Source organism: Achromobacter sp. PD1, from assembly GCF_048541815.1.
Lineage (GTDB): Bacteria > Pseudomonadota > Gammaproteobacteria > Burkholderiales > Burkholderiaceae_B > Achromobacter > Achromobacter bronchisepticus_A.
On record NZ_CP183349.1, the window covers coordinates 15,442 to 31,915 of the forward strand.

The 16,474-nt window shown below is 66.7% G+C and carries 12 protein-coding genes and 1 other RNA gene; 12 read left to right on the forward strand and 1 reads right to left on the reverse strand.

The features are described 5' to 3' along the window. Window positions 1-44 precede the first annotated feature (44 nt). A complete protein-coding gene (locus ACM1PE_RS00070) occupies window positions 45-1,871 on the reverse strand; it encodes an ATP-binding cassette domain-containing protein (RefSeq protein WP_280015388.1) in 1,827 nt (608 codons plus the stop codon). A 134-nt stretch (window positions 1,872-2,005) separates the two neighbouring features. On the opposite strand from ACM1PE_RS00070, the gene rnpB reads away from it, so the two are divergent. From rnpB to ACM1PE_RS00130, 12 genes are all read left to right on the forward strand, one after another. After that, window positions 2,006-2,410, forward strand: an RNA gene (gene rnpB, locus ACM1PE_RS00075) — RNase P RNA component class A. Window positions 2,411-2,764: 354 nt separating this feature from the next. Further along, window positions 2,765-3,193 carry a division/cell wall cluster transcriptional repressor MraZ gene (mraZ, locus tag ACM1PE_RS00080; protein ID WP_006226256.1) on the forward strand — a complete coding sequence of 143 codons (429 nt, stop codon included), beginning with the start codon at window positions 2,765-2,767 and terminating at the stop codon, window positions 3,191-3,193. Between the two features lie 7 nt (window positions 3,194-3,200). After that, window positions 3,201-4,295 carry a 16S rRNA (cytosine(1402)-N(4))-methyltransferase RsmH gene (gene rsmH / locus ACM1PE_RS00085; protein ID WP_059373732.1) on the forward strand — a complete coding sequence of 365 codons (1,095 nt, stop codon included), beginning with the start codon at window positions 3,201-3,203 and terminating at the stop codon, window positions 4,293-4,295. Then, the gene (gene ftsL / locus ACM1PE_RS00090; RefSeq protein WP_059373731.1) at window positions 4,295-4,585 is read left to right on the forward strand and encodes a cell division protein FtsL; all 291 of its coding nucleotides are present in this window, start codon (window positions 4,295-4,297) and stop codon (window positions 4,583-4,585) included. The genes rsmH and ftsL overlap by 1 nt, the downstream gene beginning before the upstream one ends. After that, entirely contained in the window at window positions 4,582-6,312 is a 1,731-nt protein-coding gene (locus ACM1PE_RS00095; RefSeq protein ID WP_059373730.1) for a peptidoglycan D,D-transpeptidase FtsI family protein, read from the forward strand. The genes ftsL and ACM1PE_RS00095 overlap by 4 nt, the downstream gene beginning before the upstream one ends. Further along, the gene (gene murF / locus ACM1PE_RS00100) at window positions 6,309-9,164 is read left to right on the forward strand and encodes a bifunctional UDP-N-acetylmuramoyl-L-alanyl-D-glutamate--2,6-diaminopimelate ligase MurE/UDP-N-acetylmuramoyl-tripeptide--D-alanyl-D-alanine ligase MurF (protein WP_059373729.1); all 2,856 of its coding nucleotides are present in this window, start codon (window positions 6,309-6,311) and stop codon (window positions 9,162-9,164) included. Before ACM1PE_RS00095 ends, murF begins: the two co-directional genes overlap by 4 nt. Then, window positions 9,154-10,323 (forward strand): phospho-N-acetylmuramoyl-pentapeptide-transferase, encoded by a 1,170-nt coding sequence (mraY, locus tag ACM1PE_RS00105; RefSeq protein WP_013391525.1) that lies wholly within the window; start codon window positions 9,154-9,156, stop codon window positions 10,321-10,323. Before murF ends, mraY begins: the two co-directional genes overlap by 11 nt. After that, on the forward strand, window positions 10,320-11,852 hold the full coding sequence (gene murD / locus ACM1PE_RS00110; protein ID WP_059373728.1) for a UDP-N-acetylmuramoyl-L-alanine--D-glutamate ligase: 1,533 nt from the start codon (window positions 10,320-10,322) through the stop codon (window positions 11,850-11,852). Before mraY ends, murD begins: the two co-directional genes overlap by 4 nt. Beyond that, window positions 11,849-13,042 carry a putative lipid II flippase FtsW gene (ftsW, locus tag ACM1PE_RS00115; protein ID WP_042796415.1) on the forward strand — a complete coding sequence of 398 codons (1,194 nt, stop codon included), beginning with the start codon at window positions 11,849-11,851 and terminating at the stop codon, window positions 13,040-13,042. Before murD ends, ftsW begins: the two co-directional genes overlap by 4 nt. After that, window positions 13,039-14,112: an undecaprenyldiphospho-muramoylpentapeptide beta-N-acetylglucosaminyltransferase gene (gene murG / locus ACM1PE_RS00120; RefSeq protein ID WP_059373727.1), complete on the forward strand. Its 1,074-nt coding sequence runs from the start codon at window positions 13,039-13,041 to the stop codon at window positions 14,110-14,112. The genes ftsW and murG overlap by 4 nt, the downstream gene beginning before the upstream one ends. Beyond that, a complete protein-coding gene (gene murC / locus ACM1PE_RS00125; RefSeq protein WP_059373726.1) occupies window positions 14,109-15,515 on the forward strand; it encodes a UDP-N-acetylmuramate--L-alanine ligase in 1,407 nt (468 codons plus the stop codon). Before murG ends, murC begins: the two co-directional genes overlap by 4 nt. Further along, complete coding sequence (locus ACM1PE_RS00130) at window positions 15,512-16,462, forward strand: D-alanine--D-alanine ligase (protein ID WP_059373725.1); 951 nt, start codon at window positions 15,512-15,514, stop codon at window positions 16,460-16,462. The genes murC and ACM1PE_RS00130 overlap by 4 nt, the downstream gene beginning before the upstream one ends. Window positions 16,463-16,474: the final 12 nt, after the last annotated feature.

The window sequence follows — 16,474 nt, forward strand, 5'->3', positions numbered from 1 at the left end:
GGGCATTTTTCATGCGCCTCTATATGTATATAGAGACAAGCTGATTACAGCGTACCTTCGCGGCGCGCTTCCAGCAGTTCCCAGCGGGCGAAGCGCTCTTCGAGTTCGCCTTCCAGCTTGGCGAGTTCGCCGTTGATGCGTTCGACTTCGGCGGGCGCGTCGCGGTAAAGGCTGCCATCGGCGAGCTTGCCGGCAAGCTCGGCCTGTTGCGCTTCCAGGGCGGCGATGGCGTCAGGAAGGCCTTCCAGCTCGCGCAGCTCCCAGGAGTTCATCTTGGCGGACTTGGCCGGTTTGGGCTTGGCGGCCTTGGCGCGCGCGGCGGCATCATCGGCAGGCCTGGCGGCAGGAGCTGCGTCTTCGGCCGGGGCTGCGGGCGCGGGCCGCTGCGCGACCCATTCGTCGTAGCCGCCCACGTAATCGCGCCAGCGGCCATTGCCTTCGTAGGCGATGGTCTGGGTGACGACGTTGTTCAGAAAGGCGCGGTCATGGCTGACCAGCAGCACCGTGCCCTGGTACTCCTGCAGCAATTCTTCCAGCAGCTCGAGCGTTTCGATGTCGAGGTCGTTGGTGGGTTCGTCCAGCACCAGGATGTTGGCGGGACGGGCGAACAGGCGCGCCAGCAGCAGCCGGGCGCGTTCGCCGCCGGACAGGCTGCGCACGGGCGAGCCGGCGCGGGCGGGCGAGAACAGGAAGTCGCCGAGGTAGCTCATGACGTGCTTGCGGGCGCCGCCGATTTCCACCCATTCGCTACCCGGGCTGATGATGTCGACGAGCGTGGCGTTTTCGTCCAGCTGCGCGCGCATCTGGTCGAAATACGCAACCGCGACGTTGGTGCCAAGCCGCGTCGTGCCGCTGTCGGGCTGCATCTCGCCCAGGATCAGCTTGAGCAGGGTGGTCTTGCCCGCGCCGTTGGGGCCGATGATACCGATGCGGTCGCCGCGCAGGATGGTTGTGGAATAGTCGTCCACCACGATCTTGTCGCCGAAGGCTTTGTTCACATGGTCGAGTTCGGCGACCAGCTTGCCGGAGCGCTGGCCTTCGGCCAGGGCGAGCGAAACGTCGCCGACGCGTTCGCGGCGCTCGGCGCGTTCGACCCGCAGCCGTTCCAGGCGGCGCACGCGGCCTTCGTTGCGGGTGCGGCGGGCCTCGACGCCCTTGCGGATCCAGACTTCTTCCTGCGCCAGCAGCTTGTCGAAGCGGGCCTGTTCCAGGCGCTCGGACTCGAGCCACTGGGCCTTGCGCTCTTGCCACTGCGAGAAGTTGCCGGGAAAGCTCAGCAACCGCCCGCGATCGAGTTCAACGATGCGAGTGGCCACCGCATCCAGGAAGCGGCGGTCGTGGGTGATGATGACCGCGGCGCCTTTCCAGGCGCGCAGCATGTCTTCCAGCCAGGCGATGCCTTCGAAGTCCAGGTGGTTGGTGGGTTCGTCCAGCAGCAGCAGATCGGGCTCGTCGACCAAGGCGCGAGCCAGCGCGACGCGCTTGCGCGTGCCGCCCGACAGGCCCGCGATCTGTACGTCGGCGGGCAGGCCGAGCTTTTCGAGCACCGAGCGCACGCGCGAGGGGCGCTGCCAGTCTTCATGATCGCCTTCGACATTGCAAACCACATCGAAGACGGTGGCGTTTTCGTCGAGTTCGGGTTCCTGTTCGACCGTGGCGACGCGCAGGCCCGAACTGCGGGCGATGTCGCCGTCGTCGGGCTGGGTCCTGCCGTCCAGCAGCCTCAGCAACGAGGACTTGCCGGCGCCATTGCGGCCGATGAGGCCGATGCGCTCGCCCGCCTGGATGGCGAAATCGGCATGGTCCAGCAGCGGGTGGTGGCCATAGGCCAGCTGGATGTCGGTAAGGGTGATGAGAGTAGCAAGGGCCATGTGATGGGTATTGTCTGCGGCGTCTGAGCGGATCAAGGCGTATTGTCGCAGGAACCCCGCAACGCCGTTTGCGCGGCGGGGTATCGAGGTCTCTGCGGGGACGGAGCCGGCAGGTGTAATAGAATACGCACCGCAAGGCGGGTCGGACGATCGCGGTGGATGCGAATCCATCGAGGAAGGTCCGGACTCCATAGGGCAGGGTAACGGCTAACGGCCGTCCGGCCGCGTCTTCGGGCGCGGTTGAGGAATAGGGCCACAGAGACGAGTCTGCGGGGCGGGCGCGCAGCGCGCGCACAGATACGGCCATCTCCGTATCGCGCCGTCCGGCAACGGGCGGCGGCATCGCAGGGTGAAACGCGGCAACCTCTATCCGGAGCAACATCAAATAGGCATGCGTGCGGTCTTCGGACCGCGTAGGGCGGCCCGTCCAAGCATGCGGGTAGATGGCTAGAGCGGCTCAGCAATGATCCGTCCAGAGGAATGATCGTCCGCCAGGGAAACCTGGTGTACAGAATCCGGCCTATAGACCCGTCTTGCAACTCATTCTCAACGCGAGCCGGGTCCGGGCTGGAGCCCGGCGTCGCGCTGGCCGGGCTGGACCATTTTTGGGGCCGCTCCAATCGGCGGGGCCGGCTGGAAGCCTTGCCAACCGGAGCTAACGACCGACCGTAAAACAATGCAAAGCCATTGTTAGCCGCCACTTCTGAAGAAGGACTTTTAGATAGTGCCGCAACCTCCTGATTTATTGGGAGGTTTTTCTTTTTGCGGATTTACATGTTGATCTAAGTCCTTGTTGTGATTGAAAAAATTGCAACCACGCGCTTGACCGCCCCGATCCCATACCGTAGAGTGGGAAATAGTAGGAAATTGTGCAATTAAGTGGGGTAAAAGTGGTGTTTCAGGGAAGCAGCGCGCTCACGCTGGATGCCAAGGGACGGATCTCGATTCCGACCCGGCACCGTGACGCGCTCATGTCGCAGGCCGATGGCCGGCTGACCCTGACACGCCACCCTGACGGCTGCTTGCTGGTCTACCCGCGGCCGGAGTGGGAAAAGAAGCGCGAGCAGATTGCCGCCTTTCCCATGACGGCGCGCGCGTTGCAGCGGCTGTTGCTGGGCAACGCTCAGGACGTGGAACTGGACGGCTCCGGCCGGGTCTTGATCGCTCCTGAACTGCGCAACGCTTCCGGTATGACGCGCGATGTGATGCTGCTCGGTCTGGGCGCGCACTTCGAGCTGTGGGACGCCGCTACTCTGGCCAGCCGCGAGGCTGAGGACCTGGCCAAGGGTATGCCGGATGTGTTGAATCAGTTTTCGTTCTGAAAAAGTTATGGAATTCGAACATCGGCCCGTTCTGCTGGAGCCGACGGTGGACGCGCTATTGCTGCCCGATTTCGGCGGCAAGGGTGCGGCACGGTCGCATCAGCATGCCGGGCCGGCTGCGGCTACGCGGGCGGAAGACGGCGTCTTCGTCGACGGCACCTTCGGGCGTGGCGGGCACAGCCGCGAATTGCTTGGCCGTTTGGGGCCGAGCGCCAGGCTGGTGGTGTTCGACAAGGATCCGGAGGCGATCGCCGTAGCCAGGCAACTGGCGGCAGCGGACCCGAGGGTCACTGTGGTGCATGGCGGCTTTGCCACCATGGCCGAAGAATTGGAGCAGCTCGGCATCGGCAAGGTCGATGGCGTGATGCTGGATCTGGGCGTTTCCTCGCCTCAGATCGATGATGCCGAGCGCGGTTTCTCGTTCATGCGAGATGGCCCGCTCGATATGCGGATGGACACCACTCGTGGTCCCACGGTGGCGGATTGGCTGGCGCAAGCCAGTGTGGATGAGATGCGGGAGGTCATAGCGGATTATGGCGAAGAACGGTTTGCTTTTCAGGTTGCAAAGGCGATTGCTGCTCGCCGCGCAACAAGGCCGCTGCGCACCACGCTCGAACTTGCCGAGTGCGTCGCCAGCGCCGTCCGCACGCGCGAAAAGGGGCAGCATCCGGCCACACGCACCTTTCAAGCTCTACGGATTTACATCAATCGGGAACTCGAAGAGCTCGCGCGCACCCTCGCGGCAGCTCTAGACCTGCTCGCCCCGGGAGGGAGGTTGGCGGTGATCAGCTTTCATTCGCTTGAAGACCGCATGGTCAAGCAATGCATCGCGGCGGCGGCTCGTCCGGCTGCCGCGCATGCGCGCCTGCCCCTGCGGGAAAGCGAAATGCCCCAACCGGTCCTGCGTTCCCTGGGCCGCGTGCTGGCCGAAGACGACGAAGTCTCGGCCAACGCCCGCGCCCGTTCCGCCGTCCTGCGCGTTGCCGAACGTACCGAGACGCCGCTGCCCGCCGAGGGCGGTTTTGCGTTCGTGAAGATCGGCTCGCTGCCGGGCAGCGACCTGGCACCCCCGCCGCGCCGCGGCAAGGGAGGGCGCCGCTAATGGGTCGCGTCAACCTGATCGTTGCGGCTTTGCTGATGCTGTCGGCCATTTCCCTGGTCACCAGCCGGTATCAGTCGCGCCAGCTCTTCATCGAGCTGGGACGTGATCAGGCGCAGGCGCGCGACCTCGAAACCAATTGGCGGCGCCTGCAGCTGGACCGCGCCGAACTGGCCCGCAACGCGCGGGTCGATGCCATCGCACGCGACGGCCTGAAGATGATCTCCATCGTTCCGGACCGCACGCTGTACATGAACCAGCCGCCCGTCTCCGCCAACGGAGGCGCGCAATGAAACGCGTCCCTTTCTTCGACAACCCTGTGCTGCGCGGGCAATTGCCCACCTGGCGCGCGCGCCTGGTGCTGATCCTGCTGTTCGGCGGGTTCACCGTGCTGGCCGGCCGCGCCCTGTTCCTGCAGGGGTTGTCCACCGAGTTCCTGCAGCAGCAGGGCGAGCGGCGCTATGAGCGCACGCTGACCCTGGCCGCCACGCGCGGCAAGATCATGGACCGCAATGGCGCCGTGCTGGCCTCCAGCGTGCCGGCGCGCGCCATCTGGGCGATTCCCGAAGACGCCAAGCAGGCCACCCCGGCGCAGATGGATACGCTGGCGAAGCTGCTGGAAACGCCGCCGGCCGACCTGCGCCACCGCCTCGTCGACGAAGACAAGAACTTTGTCTACCTGAAGCGCCAGGTCTCCATGGACGTGGCCGACAAGATTAAGCAATTGGGCATGCCGGGCGTACATCAACAGCCCGAGACCCGCCGCTACTACCCGGACGGCGACGTGATGGCTCACGTGGTGGGCTTTAACAGCGTCGAGGACCAGGGGCAGGAAGGCGTTGAGCTGACGTTCAACCAGCAGTTGTCCGGCCGCCCCGGCAGTCGCCGCGTGATCAAGGACCGGCTCGGCCGCGTGATCGAAGACGTGCAGGCCGTGACCCTGCCGGTGGATGGCCGCGACCTGCGCCTGTCGATTGACACGCGCTTGCAGTACCTGGTGTTCAAGGCGTTGAAGGACGCGATGGACAAGCACCAGGCCAAGGGCGCGACCGCCGTGGTCGTGGACGTGCACACGGGCGAGATCCTGGCCCTGGCCAACGTGCCGACCTTCGATCCCAACAAGCGCGAGACCTTCCACGGTTCCAAGCTGCGCAACCAGGCCATCACCGACACCTTCGAACCCGGTTCGATCATGAAGCCGTTCACCGCCGCGCTGGCGCTGGACCTGGGCCGCATCAGCACCAAGACCCTGTTCGAAACCGGCAACGGCCGCTTCCAGTACCAGGGCAGCACGATCAGCGACGTGAGCCGCAACGGCACGCTGGACGTGGCGGGCGTGCTGCGCAAGTCCAGCAACATCGGCATGACGATGATCTCCGAGAAGCTGGAATCCCGCGAAATGTGGGACCGCTTCACCGAACTGGGCCTGGGGCAGGCGCCCCAGGTGGGATTTCCCGGCGCGGCGCCCGGCCGCCTGCGTCCGTGGGACCGCTGGCGCCTGATCGAAAAGGCCACCATGGCCTACGGCTACGGCCTGTCGGTGTCGCTGCTGCAGGTGGCGCGCGCCTATACCGTTTTCGCCCGTAACGGCGACATGGTGTCGCTGACCCTGGTCAAGCGCGACAGCGACCCCACCAGCGTCAAGATCTACACGCCCAAGACCACCGAAATGGTGCGCGGCATGCTGGAAGCGGCCGCCGGCCCCGAAGGCACCAAGGCCGCCCAGGTGCAGGGCTACCGGGTCGCCGGCAAGAGCGGCACGGCGCGCAAGATCGTCGACGGCAAGTACAGCATGCAGCGCTATCGGAGCTCTTACGTGGGCTTCGCTCCGGTATCCGATCCGAAGATCGTCGTGGCCGTGTCCATCGACGAGCCGACGGTCGGCGGCTATTACGGCGGCGCTATCGCCGCGCCCGTGTTCTCCCAGATCGTGGGGGGGAGCTTGCGGCTGATGGGGGTGCGCCCGGACGCACCCTTCGAATCCACAATTGTTGCTGGTCTTAAGGAGCCAGGCAGATGAGCGCCAAAGGCTTCCTCTCCAACCCTGTCGCCACGGTTGCCGAAACCGTGGCGTGGTTGCATTCGCGTGTGTCGTTGACCGCGCACCTCAAGCTGGACTCCCGCGATATCGAGCCGGGCGATGTATTCGTCGCGTGCCCGGGCCTGTCCAGCGACGGACGTCTCTATATAGAGAAGGCGTTGGCGCTGGGCGCCAGTGCAGTGTTGTTCGAAGCTCCCGCCAACGAGGCCGTGACGGCCGTGGCGGACCACGCTGCAATGCTGCCGGTGACCGGCTTGCGCGGCCTGCTGGGCGAGTTGGCCGACACCTGGTACGGCCGGCCCTCGGCCGAGCTGGCGGTGGTGGCGGTAACGGGCACCAACGGCAAGACGTCATCGGTGCAATGGATTGCCCATGCGCTGAGCCGCAATGACAAGCCCTGCGGGACCATCGGCACCCTGGGCGCCGTGTTGCCCGATGGGCAGACGCTGGGCGGCGACCTGACGACGCCCGACGTGCTGACCGTGCACCGCACGCTGGCCGCGATGCGCGACGCCGGTGCCAAGGCCGTGGCCATGGAAGCCTCTTCCATCGGCATCGAACAGGGCCGCATGGACGGCGTGCGTGTTGCGCTGGCCGCCTTCACCAACCTGACGCGCGACCATCTTGACTACCACGGCACCATGGAACGGTACGAAGCCGCCAAGGCGCGCCTGTTCCGCTGGCCGGGCCTGACCGCCGCCGTGATCAACGCCGACGACGAAGCCGGCCGCCGCCTGATCGCCGACCTGCCTGCCGGCATGGCGATGGGCTACAGCCTGAGCGAAGCGCAGGACATTCCCGCCGGCATGCGCGCGCGCGATCTCCAGGCTACCGCGCAGGGGCAGATCTTCACGCTGGTGTCGCCGCATGGCGAGGCGCAGATCGTGACGCGCCTGCTGGGCGCGCATAACGTATCGAACCTGCTGCTGGTTGCGGGCGTGCTGTATCAGCTGGGCCTGCCGTTTGCGCAGATCGCGCGCGAACTGGCGGCGACTGACCCCGTCGACGGCCGCCTGCAGACTGTCGAACCGGTGGCGCATAGCACCCAGGCCAGCACGGGCCGTGGCCCGCTGGTGGTGGTGGACTATGCCCATACCCCGGATGCGTTGTCACGCGCGCTGGCGGCCTTGCGCGCCGTTGCGACCGCCCGATCGGGCCGCTTGATCTGCGTGTTCGGCTGCGGCGGCGAGCGCGATCCGGGCAAGCGTCCGGTGATGGGCCGCATCGCTGCGGACTTGGCCGACCATGTGGTCGTGTCCAGCGACAACCCGCGCACCGAGTCGCCCGAAGCCATCGTCGAACAGATCCTGACGGGTATTCCCGACAACGTGACGCCCGACGTGCAAGTGGACCGCGCACGCGCCATCATGCAGACCATCTGGGCCGCGGCGCCCGATGATGTGGTGCTGCTGGCCGGCAAGGGCCATGAAACCTACCAGGATATCGGGGGCGAGAAGCTGCCGTTCGATGACCGGGAGTGGGCGCGGCTGGCGCTGCTGTTGCCGCAGGTCAAGGGCGTGTCGACCGACACCCGCCGCATCGGCGAAGGCGAACTGTTCGTGGCGCTGGTGGGCGAGAACTTCGACGCCCATAACTATCTGGATCAGGCCGAAGCGCGCGGCGCGTGCGCGGCCGTGGTGGCGCATGCCGTGCCCGACGCCAAGCTGCCGCAACTGGTGCTGGGCGATACCCGCGTCGCGTTGATGCGCATCGGCGCCGCGTGGCGCGCGCGGTTCACGCTGCCCGTGGTGGCGGTGACCGGCAGCAATGGCAAGACCACCACCAAGGAAATGATCTCGGCGATGCTGGCTGAGTGGCAGGGCGAGACGGGCCGCCTGGCGACCGCCGGCAACCTGAACAATGACATCGGCGTGCCGCTGACCCTGCTGCGCCTGCGTCCGGAGCACCGCGCCGCCGTATTCGAACTGGGCATGAACCACCCCGGCGAGATCGCGCAGCTGGCCGCCCTTGCGGCGCCCTCGGTGGCGCTGGTCACCAACGCCCAGCGCGAACACCAGGAATTCATGCACAGCGTGGAAGCGGTGGCGCACGAGAACGGCGCCGCCATCGCGGCGCTGCCCGAGGACGGTGTTGCCGTGTATCCCGGCGACGAGCCGTATTCGGCGATCTGGGATGCCCTGGCCGAGCCGCGCCGCGTGCTGCGTTTCGGCCTGCAGCCCGGCCTGGACGTGTACGCCGAGCAGATCCTCGCCGACGTGAACGCCACGCGTTGCCGTGTGGTGACGCCGGTGGGCGTTGCCGACCTGACGCTGCCGGTGCCGGGCCTGCACAACCTGCGCAATGCGCTGGCCGCCATTGCCAGCGCGATCGCCGCGGGGGCGCCGCTGGACGGCGCGGTGCGCGCACTGGCTGGTTTCAGCCCGGTCGCGGGGCGCATGCAGCACAAGAGTATGAGTGACGGAACGTTGCTCATTGATGACACTTACAATGCCAACCCCGACTCGGTCCGCGTAGCCGTGGACGTGCTGGCCCGCATGGCCGGCAAGCGCGTCCTGGTGCTGGGCGACATGGGCGAGGTCGGGGACAACGGCCCCGCCATGCATGTCGAGGTGGGCAATTACGCGCGTGAGCAAGGGCTCGACGCGCTCATCACGCTAGGCGAAGCCAGCCGGGCGGCCGCGGCCGCATTCGGAGTGGGCGCACACGCCTGCGCATCGGTAGACGAAGTGGTTGCCGCCATGCGCGGCCTGCGCGCGTCCTGCGTATTGGTAAAGGGATCGCGCTTTATGCGCATGGAGCGGGTAGTGACGGCTTTTTCTACGAATGAAGGTGTGACGGCCAAGGGGCAGGGAGAGCAGAATGCTGCTTGAAATCGCCCGCATGCTGTCTGACGATGTGCGCGCACTGGGGGTGTTCGAATACATCACCCTGCGCGCTGTTCTGGCATGCGCGACTGCGCTGTTGATTGGCCTGGTGGCGGGTCCGCGCGTGATCCGCAAACTGACCGAGATGAAGATCGGCCAGGCCGTGCGCTCCTACGGTCCGGAAACCCATCTGGTCAAGACCGGCACCCCCACCATGGGCGGCGTGCTCATCCTCATTTCCATCGCCATCAGCACGCTGCTGTGGGCGGACTGGACCAACCGCTTCGTGTGGGTGGTGTTGCTGGTGACCTTCGGCTTCGGCTGGATCGGCTGGATGGACGACTACCGCAAGGTGGTCTATCGCGATCCCGAAGGGATGCCCGCGCGCCAGAAGTTCTTCTGGCAGGCCACCATCGGCATCGTGGCCGCGGTGTATCTGGCTTTCGCTGTGTCCGCGCCCGCCAACACCGAACTGTGGCCCCTTTTCAAGGCCTGGGTGGGCAGCGGCTTCACGATGCCGCTGCCGACGCGCGCTGACCTGATCGTTCCGTTCTTCAAGAGCGTGAGCTATCCGTTGGGCGTGCTTGGCTTCGTGGCGCTGACCTGGGCGGTCATCGTCGGCACCAGCAATGCCGTGAACCTGACCGACGGCCTCGATGGCCTGGCCATCATGCCTACCGTCATGGTGGGCAGCGCGCTGGGCATCTTCGCCTATGTAGTCGGTCGCGTGGACTATTCCAAGTACTTGCTGTTCCCCTACATTCCGGGCGCGTCGGAACTGATGGTGCTGTGCGCCGCGATCGGGGGCGCCGGGCTGGCATTTTTGTGGTTCAACGCGTATCCGGCCCAGGTCTTCATGGGCGACGTCGGCGCGCTTGCCTTGGGGGGCGCGCTGGGCACCATTGCGGTCATCGTGCGCCAGGAAATCGTGCTCTTCATCATGGGCGGCGTGTTCGTGGTCGAGACCCTTTCCGTGATGATGCAAGTGACTTGGTTCAAGTACACCAAGCGACGTTATGGAACAGGTAGACGCATTTTCCGCATGGCCCCGTTGCATCATCACTTTGAAGTGGGCGGCTGGAAGGAAACCCAGGTGGTCGTGCGTTTCTGGATCATCAGCATGATGCTGGTGCTGATTGGCCTCTCTACCCTGAAGTTGCGATGAATACGATGGAAACCTCCCGCGCAGACGCGCCGCTCGTCCTGATCCTCGGATTGGGCGAGACGGGTGTCGCCGCCGCTCGCTGGTGCGCCCGCCTGGGCGCCCGCCTGCGCGTGGCCGACACGCGCGCCGAACCGGGCGGGCTGGCTGCGCTGCGCGAATCGCTGGCGCAAAGCGAAGTGGAATACCGCTTGGGCTGCGACGAGTCGTTCGACACGGCGCTGCTGGACGGCGTGAGCCAAGTGGTGCTGAGCCCGGGCTTGGCGCCTGCCCAGGCGCCCGCGGCCGATCTGCTGCGCGAGGCCGAGGCCCGCGGCATCGAGATCGTCGGCGAGATTGAATTGTTTGCGCGCGCGCTGGCCGATCTGGCTGAAACGCGCGAGTACCGGCCGCGCCTGTTGACCGTGACAGGTACCAACGGCAAGACCACCGTTACCGCGCTGACGCGCCAATTGATCGAAGCCAGCGGTCTTTCGGCCGTGGCGGCGGGCAACATCAGTCCCGCGGCGCTGGCCGCGCTGATGGAAGCGCTGGATGCCGAATCGCTGCCGCAGGTCTGGGTGCTGGAGCTGTCCAGCTTCCAGCTGGAAACCACGCGCTCGCTGATGGCCGACGCGGCCGTCGTGCTGAACGTCACCCAGGATCATCTGGACTGGCATGGCGGCATGGAAGCCTACGCGCAGGCCAAGGCCCGCCTGCTGAAGATGGCCCGGGTCGCCATCGTCAACCGCGACGATCCGTACACCGTGGACATGGTTGCCACGCTGAACGCGCTGAACGTGCGCAGCTTCGGCCGCGACGTGCCGGAGCTGGTCGGCGACATGGGCCTGGAGCTGGGCCAGGGCGTGGCGTGGCTGGTGGCCTGCGAACCCAACGATTTCGATGAACCCGCGCCGCCGGTGCGCCGCAAGAAGGACGCGCCCGAGCCGGTGCGCGCCAAGGGCCGCATGAGCCGCCTGATGCCGGTGGACGCCCTGCGCATCCGCGGCATCCACAATGCCTTGAATGCGCTGGCTGCGCTGCAGTTGGCGCGCTGCCTGGACCTGGGCTGGGGCCCGATGTTGCGCGCGTTGCGCGAATACACGGGCGAACCGCATCGCGCAGCCTTCGTGCGCACGATCGGCGGCGTCGACTACATCAACGACAGCAAGGGCACCAACGTGGGCGCTACCGTCGCCGCGCTGGAAGGTCTGGGCCAGCCCGTCGTGCTGATCGCCGGCGGCCAGGGCAAGGGCCAGGATTTCTCGCCGCTGATTCCGGTGGTGGCGCAGCACGCGCGCGCCGTGATGCTGATTGGCCAGGACGGTCCCGAGATCGGCCGTGTGCTGGCGTCGACCGGCGTGCAGTGCGTGACGGTTGAAACCCTGCGCGACGCCGTGCGCGGCGCTGCCGAGTTGGCTCAGCCCGGCGATGCCGTGCTGCTGTCGCCCGCCTGCGCCAGCCTGGACATGTTCCGCAACTATCCGCACCGCGGACAGGTGTTCGTGGAAGAGGTCGAAGACCTGGCCCGCGACCGTGGAGAGATCGCATGAGCTTGATCGCCGATCTCACCGCCAGCGTCAACGCCGTACGGCCCGGCCGTACCCGCATGCGCAATTTCGATCTGCCGCTGGTCATCGCGGCGTCGACCTTGCTGCTGCTTGGCCTGCTGATGGTGTATTCGGCGTCGATCGCGCTGGCCGACGGCCCGCGCTATGCGTCCTATGGCCGCTATTACTTCGTGATCCGCCATGGCCTGTTCATCAGCGCCGGCCTGGTGGGCGCGGCGGTGGTGCTGGCCGTGCCGATCCGCGTGTGGCAACGCCTGGCGGTGCCGCTGTTCGTGGTGGCCATGGTGCTGCTGGTGGCGGTGCTGATCCCCGGTATCGGCCGCGAGGTCAATGGCGCGCATCGCTGGATCCCGCTGGGTCCGCTGAACTTCCAGCCCTCCGAATTGATGAAGCTGGCCGCACTGCTCTACGCCGCCGACTACACCGTGCGCAAGCAGGAACACATGCAGGCCTTTGCCCGCGGCTTCCTGCCCATGGCATTCGCGCTGGCCGGCGTCGGCATGCTGCTGCTGCTGGAACCCGACCTGGGCGCCTTCATGGTGATCGTGGCGATTGCCATCGGCATCCTGTTCCTGGGCGGCATCAACGGCAAGTACTTCAGCAGCCTGCTGGCCGTGCTGGTCGGCACCTTCCTGATGCTGATCTGGCTGTCGCCGTGGCGCCGCGCGCGCCTGTTCGCGTATCTGGATCCCTGGAACGAAGACAACGCCTACGGCAGCGCTTACCAGCTATCGCATTCGCTGATCGCCCTGGGCCGCGGCGAATGGCTGGGCGTGGGCCTGGGCGCCAGCGTCGAGAAACTGCATTATCTGCCGGAAGCGCATACCGACTTCCTGATGGCGGTGGTAGGCGAAGAATTGGGCTTTGCCGGCGTGATGCTGGTCATCACCCTGTTTGCCATCATCGTTTATCGCGGCTTCGACATCGGCCGCCAGGCCATCGCCATGGAACGCACTTTCGCGGGCCTGGTGGCACATGGCGTGGCGATGTGGTTCGGCGTGCAGGCCTTCATCAACATGGGCGTCTGCCTGGGCCTGCTGCCCACCAAGGGCCTGACCCTGCCCCTGATGAGCTATGGCGGTTCCGGCATCGTGATGAACCTGTGCGCGTTGGCCATGCTGATCCGGGTCGACGTGGAAAACCGCGTCATGATGCGTGGGGGGCGAGTATGACCTCCCGCACCATCCTGATCATGGCTGGGGGCACCGGCGGACACATCATGCCGGGCCTGGCCGTGGCCGACGTGCTGCGCGAGCGCGGCTGGCGCGTGCTGTGGCTGGGCAATCCTGAAAAGATGGAAGGCCGGCTGGTGCCGCCGCGCGGCATCGAACTGGTGCCGCTGCGCTTCCAGGGCGTGCGTGGCAAGGGCGCCTCGGCGCTCTTGAAGCTGCCGTTCCTGCTGCTGCGCGCCTTTGGGCAAGCGTGGTCACGCCTGTCCGACGTGCGGCCCGACGTGGTGCTGGGCATGGGCGGCTACGTGGCTTTCCCGGGCGGCGTCATTGCGGCGCTGCGCGGCACGCCGCTGGTCGTGCATGAACAGAATGCCGTGGCCGGCACCGCCAACAAGTGGCTGGCCAGGATGGCCCGCCGCGTACTGAGCGGGTTTCCCGGCGTGCTGCCCAAGGGCGAGGCCATGGGTAATCCGGTGCGCGCGGACCTGTGCGCGTTGCCGGACCCCGCGCAGCGCTATGCCGGCCGCAGCGGCCCGCTGCGCCTGCTGGTGGTGGGCGGCAGCCTGGGCGCCCAGGCGCTGAACACGACCTTGCCGCAGGCGTTGGCGCGTCTGCCGCAGGAAAGCCGGCCGGTGGTGGTGCACCAGGCCGGCGAACAGCATTTGCCCGCGTTGCAGCAGGCCTACGCCCAGGCGGGCGTGGAGGCCGACTGCCGCGCATTCATCGATGACATGGCGGGCGCCATGGGCGAAGCCGATCTGCTGATCTGCCGTGCGGGCGCCATGACGGTGTCCGAAGTGGCCGCGGCGGGCGTCGCGGCCTTGTTCGTGCCGTTCCCGCATGCCATCGATGACCACCAGACCGCCAACGCGCGCTTTCTGAGCGACGCGCAGGCCGCCTGGCTGCAGCCGCAGACCGGCCTGACGCCCGAATGGCTGGCGCAGTGGCTGGGTCTACGCTCCCGACAAGAACTTCAAGCCGTGGCTGAACGGGCCCGCGCGCATGCGCGCCCCGAAGCCGCGGCCCATATCGCCGACGTCTGTGAACAAGCAGCGGGGCGCGCATCATGAAACACAGAATTCAACACATCCATTTCGTAGGCATCGGCGGCTCGGGTATGAGCGGCATTGCCGAGGTGCTGCTCAACCTGGGCTACACCATCAGTGGTTCCGACCTGAACGAGTCGGCCGTGACGCGCCGCCTGGCCGGCCTGGGCATGAAGATCGCGATCGGCCACGTGGCCAGCAACGTCACGGGCGCCGCCGCCATCGTCACCTCCACCGCGGTGGCGGGCGACAACCCCGAAGTGATCGCCGCCCGCGCGGCGCGCATTCCGGTGGTGCCGCGGGCCATCATGCTGGCCGAGCTGATGCGTCTGAAGCGCGGCATTGCCGTCGCCGGTACGCACGGCAAGACGACCACGACCAGCCTGGTGGCCAGCGTGCTCGCCGCTGGCGACCTGGACCCGACCTTCGTGATCGGCGGCCGCCTGAACTCGGCCGGCGCCAATGCGCGCCTGGGGCAGGGCGACTACATCGTGGTGGAAGCCGACGAATCCGACGCCTCGTTCCTGAACCTGCTGCCGGTGATGGCCATCGTGACCAATATCGATGCCGATCACATGGACACCTACGGGCATGACGTGGCGCGCCTGAAGAGCGCCTTTATCGAGTTCACGCAGCGCCTGCCGTTCTACGGCAGCGCGGTGCTGTGTTCGGACGACGCCAATGTGCGCGAGATCATGCCTTTTGTGTCGCGGCCCATCACGACCTACGGCCTGAACGAAGAGGCGCAGGTGCGCGCCTACGAAGTGCAGCCGGAAGGCACGCGCATGCGCTTCAACGTGCAGCGCACGCACCGCGACACCTTGTTGCCGCCGCTGCAGGTCGAACTGAACCTGCCGGGCCTGCACAACGTGCGCAACGCGCTGGCCGCGATCGCCGTGGCGACCGAGCTGGGCGTGGCCGATGCAGCCATCTGCGAAGCGCTGTCGTCCTTCCGCGGGGTGGGCCGCCGCTTCACGCAGACGGGCGAATTCCCTGTGCCGGCCAGCCATGGCGGCGGCACTTTCACGGTGATCGACGATTACGGCCATCACCCGGTGGAAATGGCCGCCACGCTGGCCGCCGCGCGCGGCGCCTGGCCCGACCGTCGCATCGTGCTGGCCTTCCAGCCGCACCGCTATACGCGTACCCGCGACTGCTTCGAGGATTTCGTGCGCGTGCTGGGCACGGCCGACGCGGTGCTGCTGACCGAGGTCTATGCCGCGGGCGAGCCGCCGCTGGTCGCGGCGGACGGCCGGGCCTTGTCGCGCGCCCTGCGCGTGGCCGGCAAGGTTGAGCCGGTGTTCGTCGAGGACGTGGCGGAACTGCCGCAGGCCATCGTGGATTTCGTGCGCGACGGCGACGTGGTGATTTGTATGGGAGCGGGTTCGATCAGCAAGGTCCCCGCCCAAGTTGGAGAACTGGCATGAGCACGCAATTCGGCAAGGTGGGTGTGTTGTACGGCGGTCGCTCCGCCGAGCGCGAAGTGTCCTTGATGTCGGGCGCGGGCGTGCACCAGGCGCTGGTCAGCGCCGGCGTGGACGCGCACCTGTTCGACACGGGCGAGCGCAGCCTGTCCGAGCTGGCCGCCCAGGGCTTTGACCGCGTGTTCATCGCTTTGCACGGCCGCTACGGCGAAGACGGCACCATCCAGGGCGCTCTGGAATTGCTGGGCATCCCCTACACCGGAAGCGGCCCGCTGGCCTCCGCGCTCGCCATGGACAAGACCATGACCAAGCGCGTCTGGCTGCAGCACGGCCTGCCCACGCCTGACTTCGAATTGCTGGACGCCGACACCGAGCTGCGCCTGGTGCCGGACCGCCTGAGCTTGCCTCTGATCATCAAGCCGCCGCACGAAGGTTCGACGGTGGGCATCACCAAGGTGGTGGGCTATTCCGACATGAAGGAAGCCTACGCCGCGGCCGCGCGTTTTGATGCCGAAGTGCTGGCCGAGCAGTTCATCACCGGCCGCGAGCTGACCGTGGCGGTGCTGGGCGGCGGCAAGACCGCGCGCGCGCTGCCCGTCATCGAGATCGCCGCGCCCGGCGGCAACTACGACTACGAGCACAAGTACTTCTCCGACGACACGCAGTATTTCTGCCCGGCCACGCTGCCGCCCGAAGTGGCCGCGGAAGTCGCCGAGATCGCGGTCAAGGCTTACCAGGCGCTGGGCTGCGAAGGTTGGGGCCGCGCCGATTTCATCCTCGACCGCGACAACCGGCCGTGGCTGCTTGAAATGAATACCTCGCCTGGCATGACCAGTCATTCACTCGTTCCCATGGCCGCCAAGGCGGTGGGAATCAGCTACGCCGAACTGTGCGTGGCGATCTTGTCCGAGGCTGCGTGCAAAGTGCGCAGCCCGGCCCGCAACGCTTGACCCGGATACTCT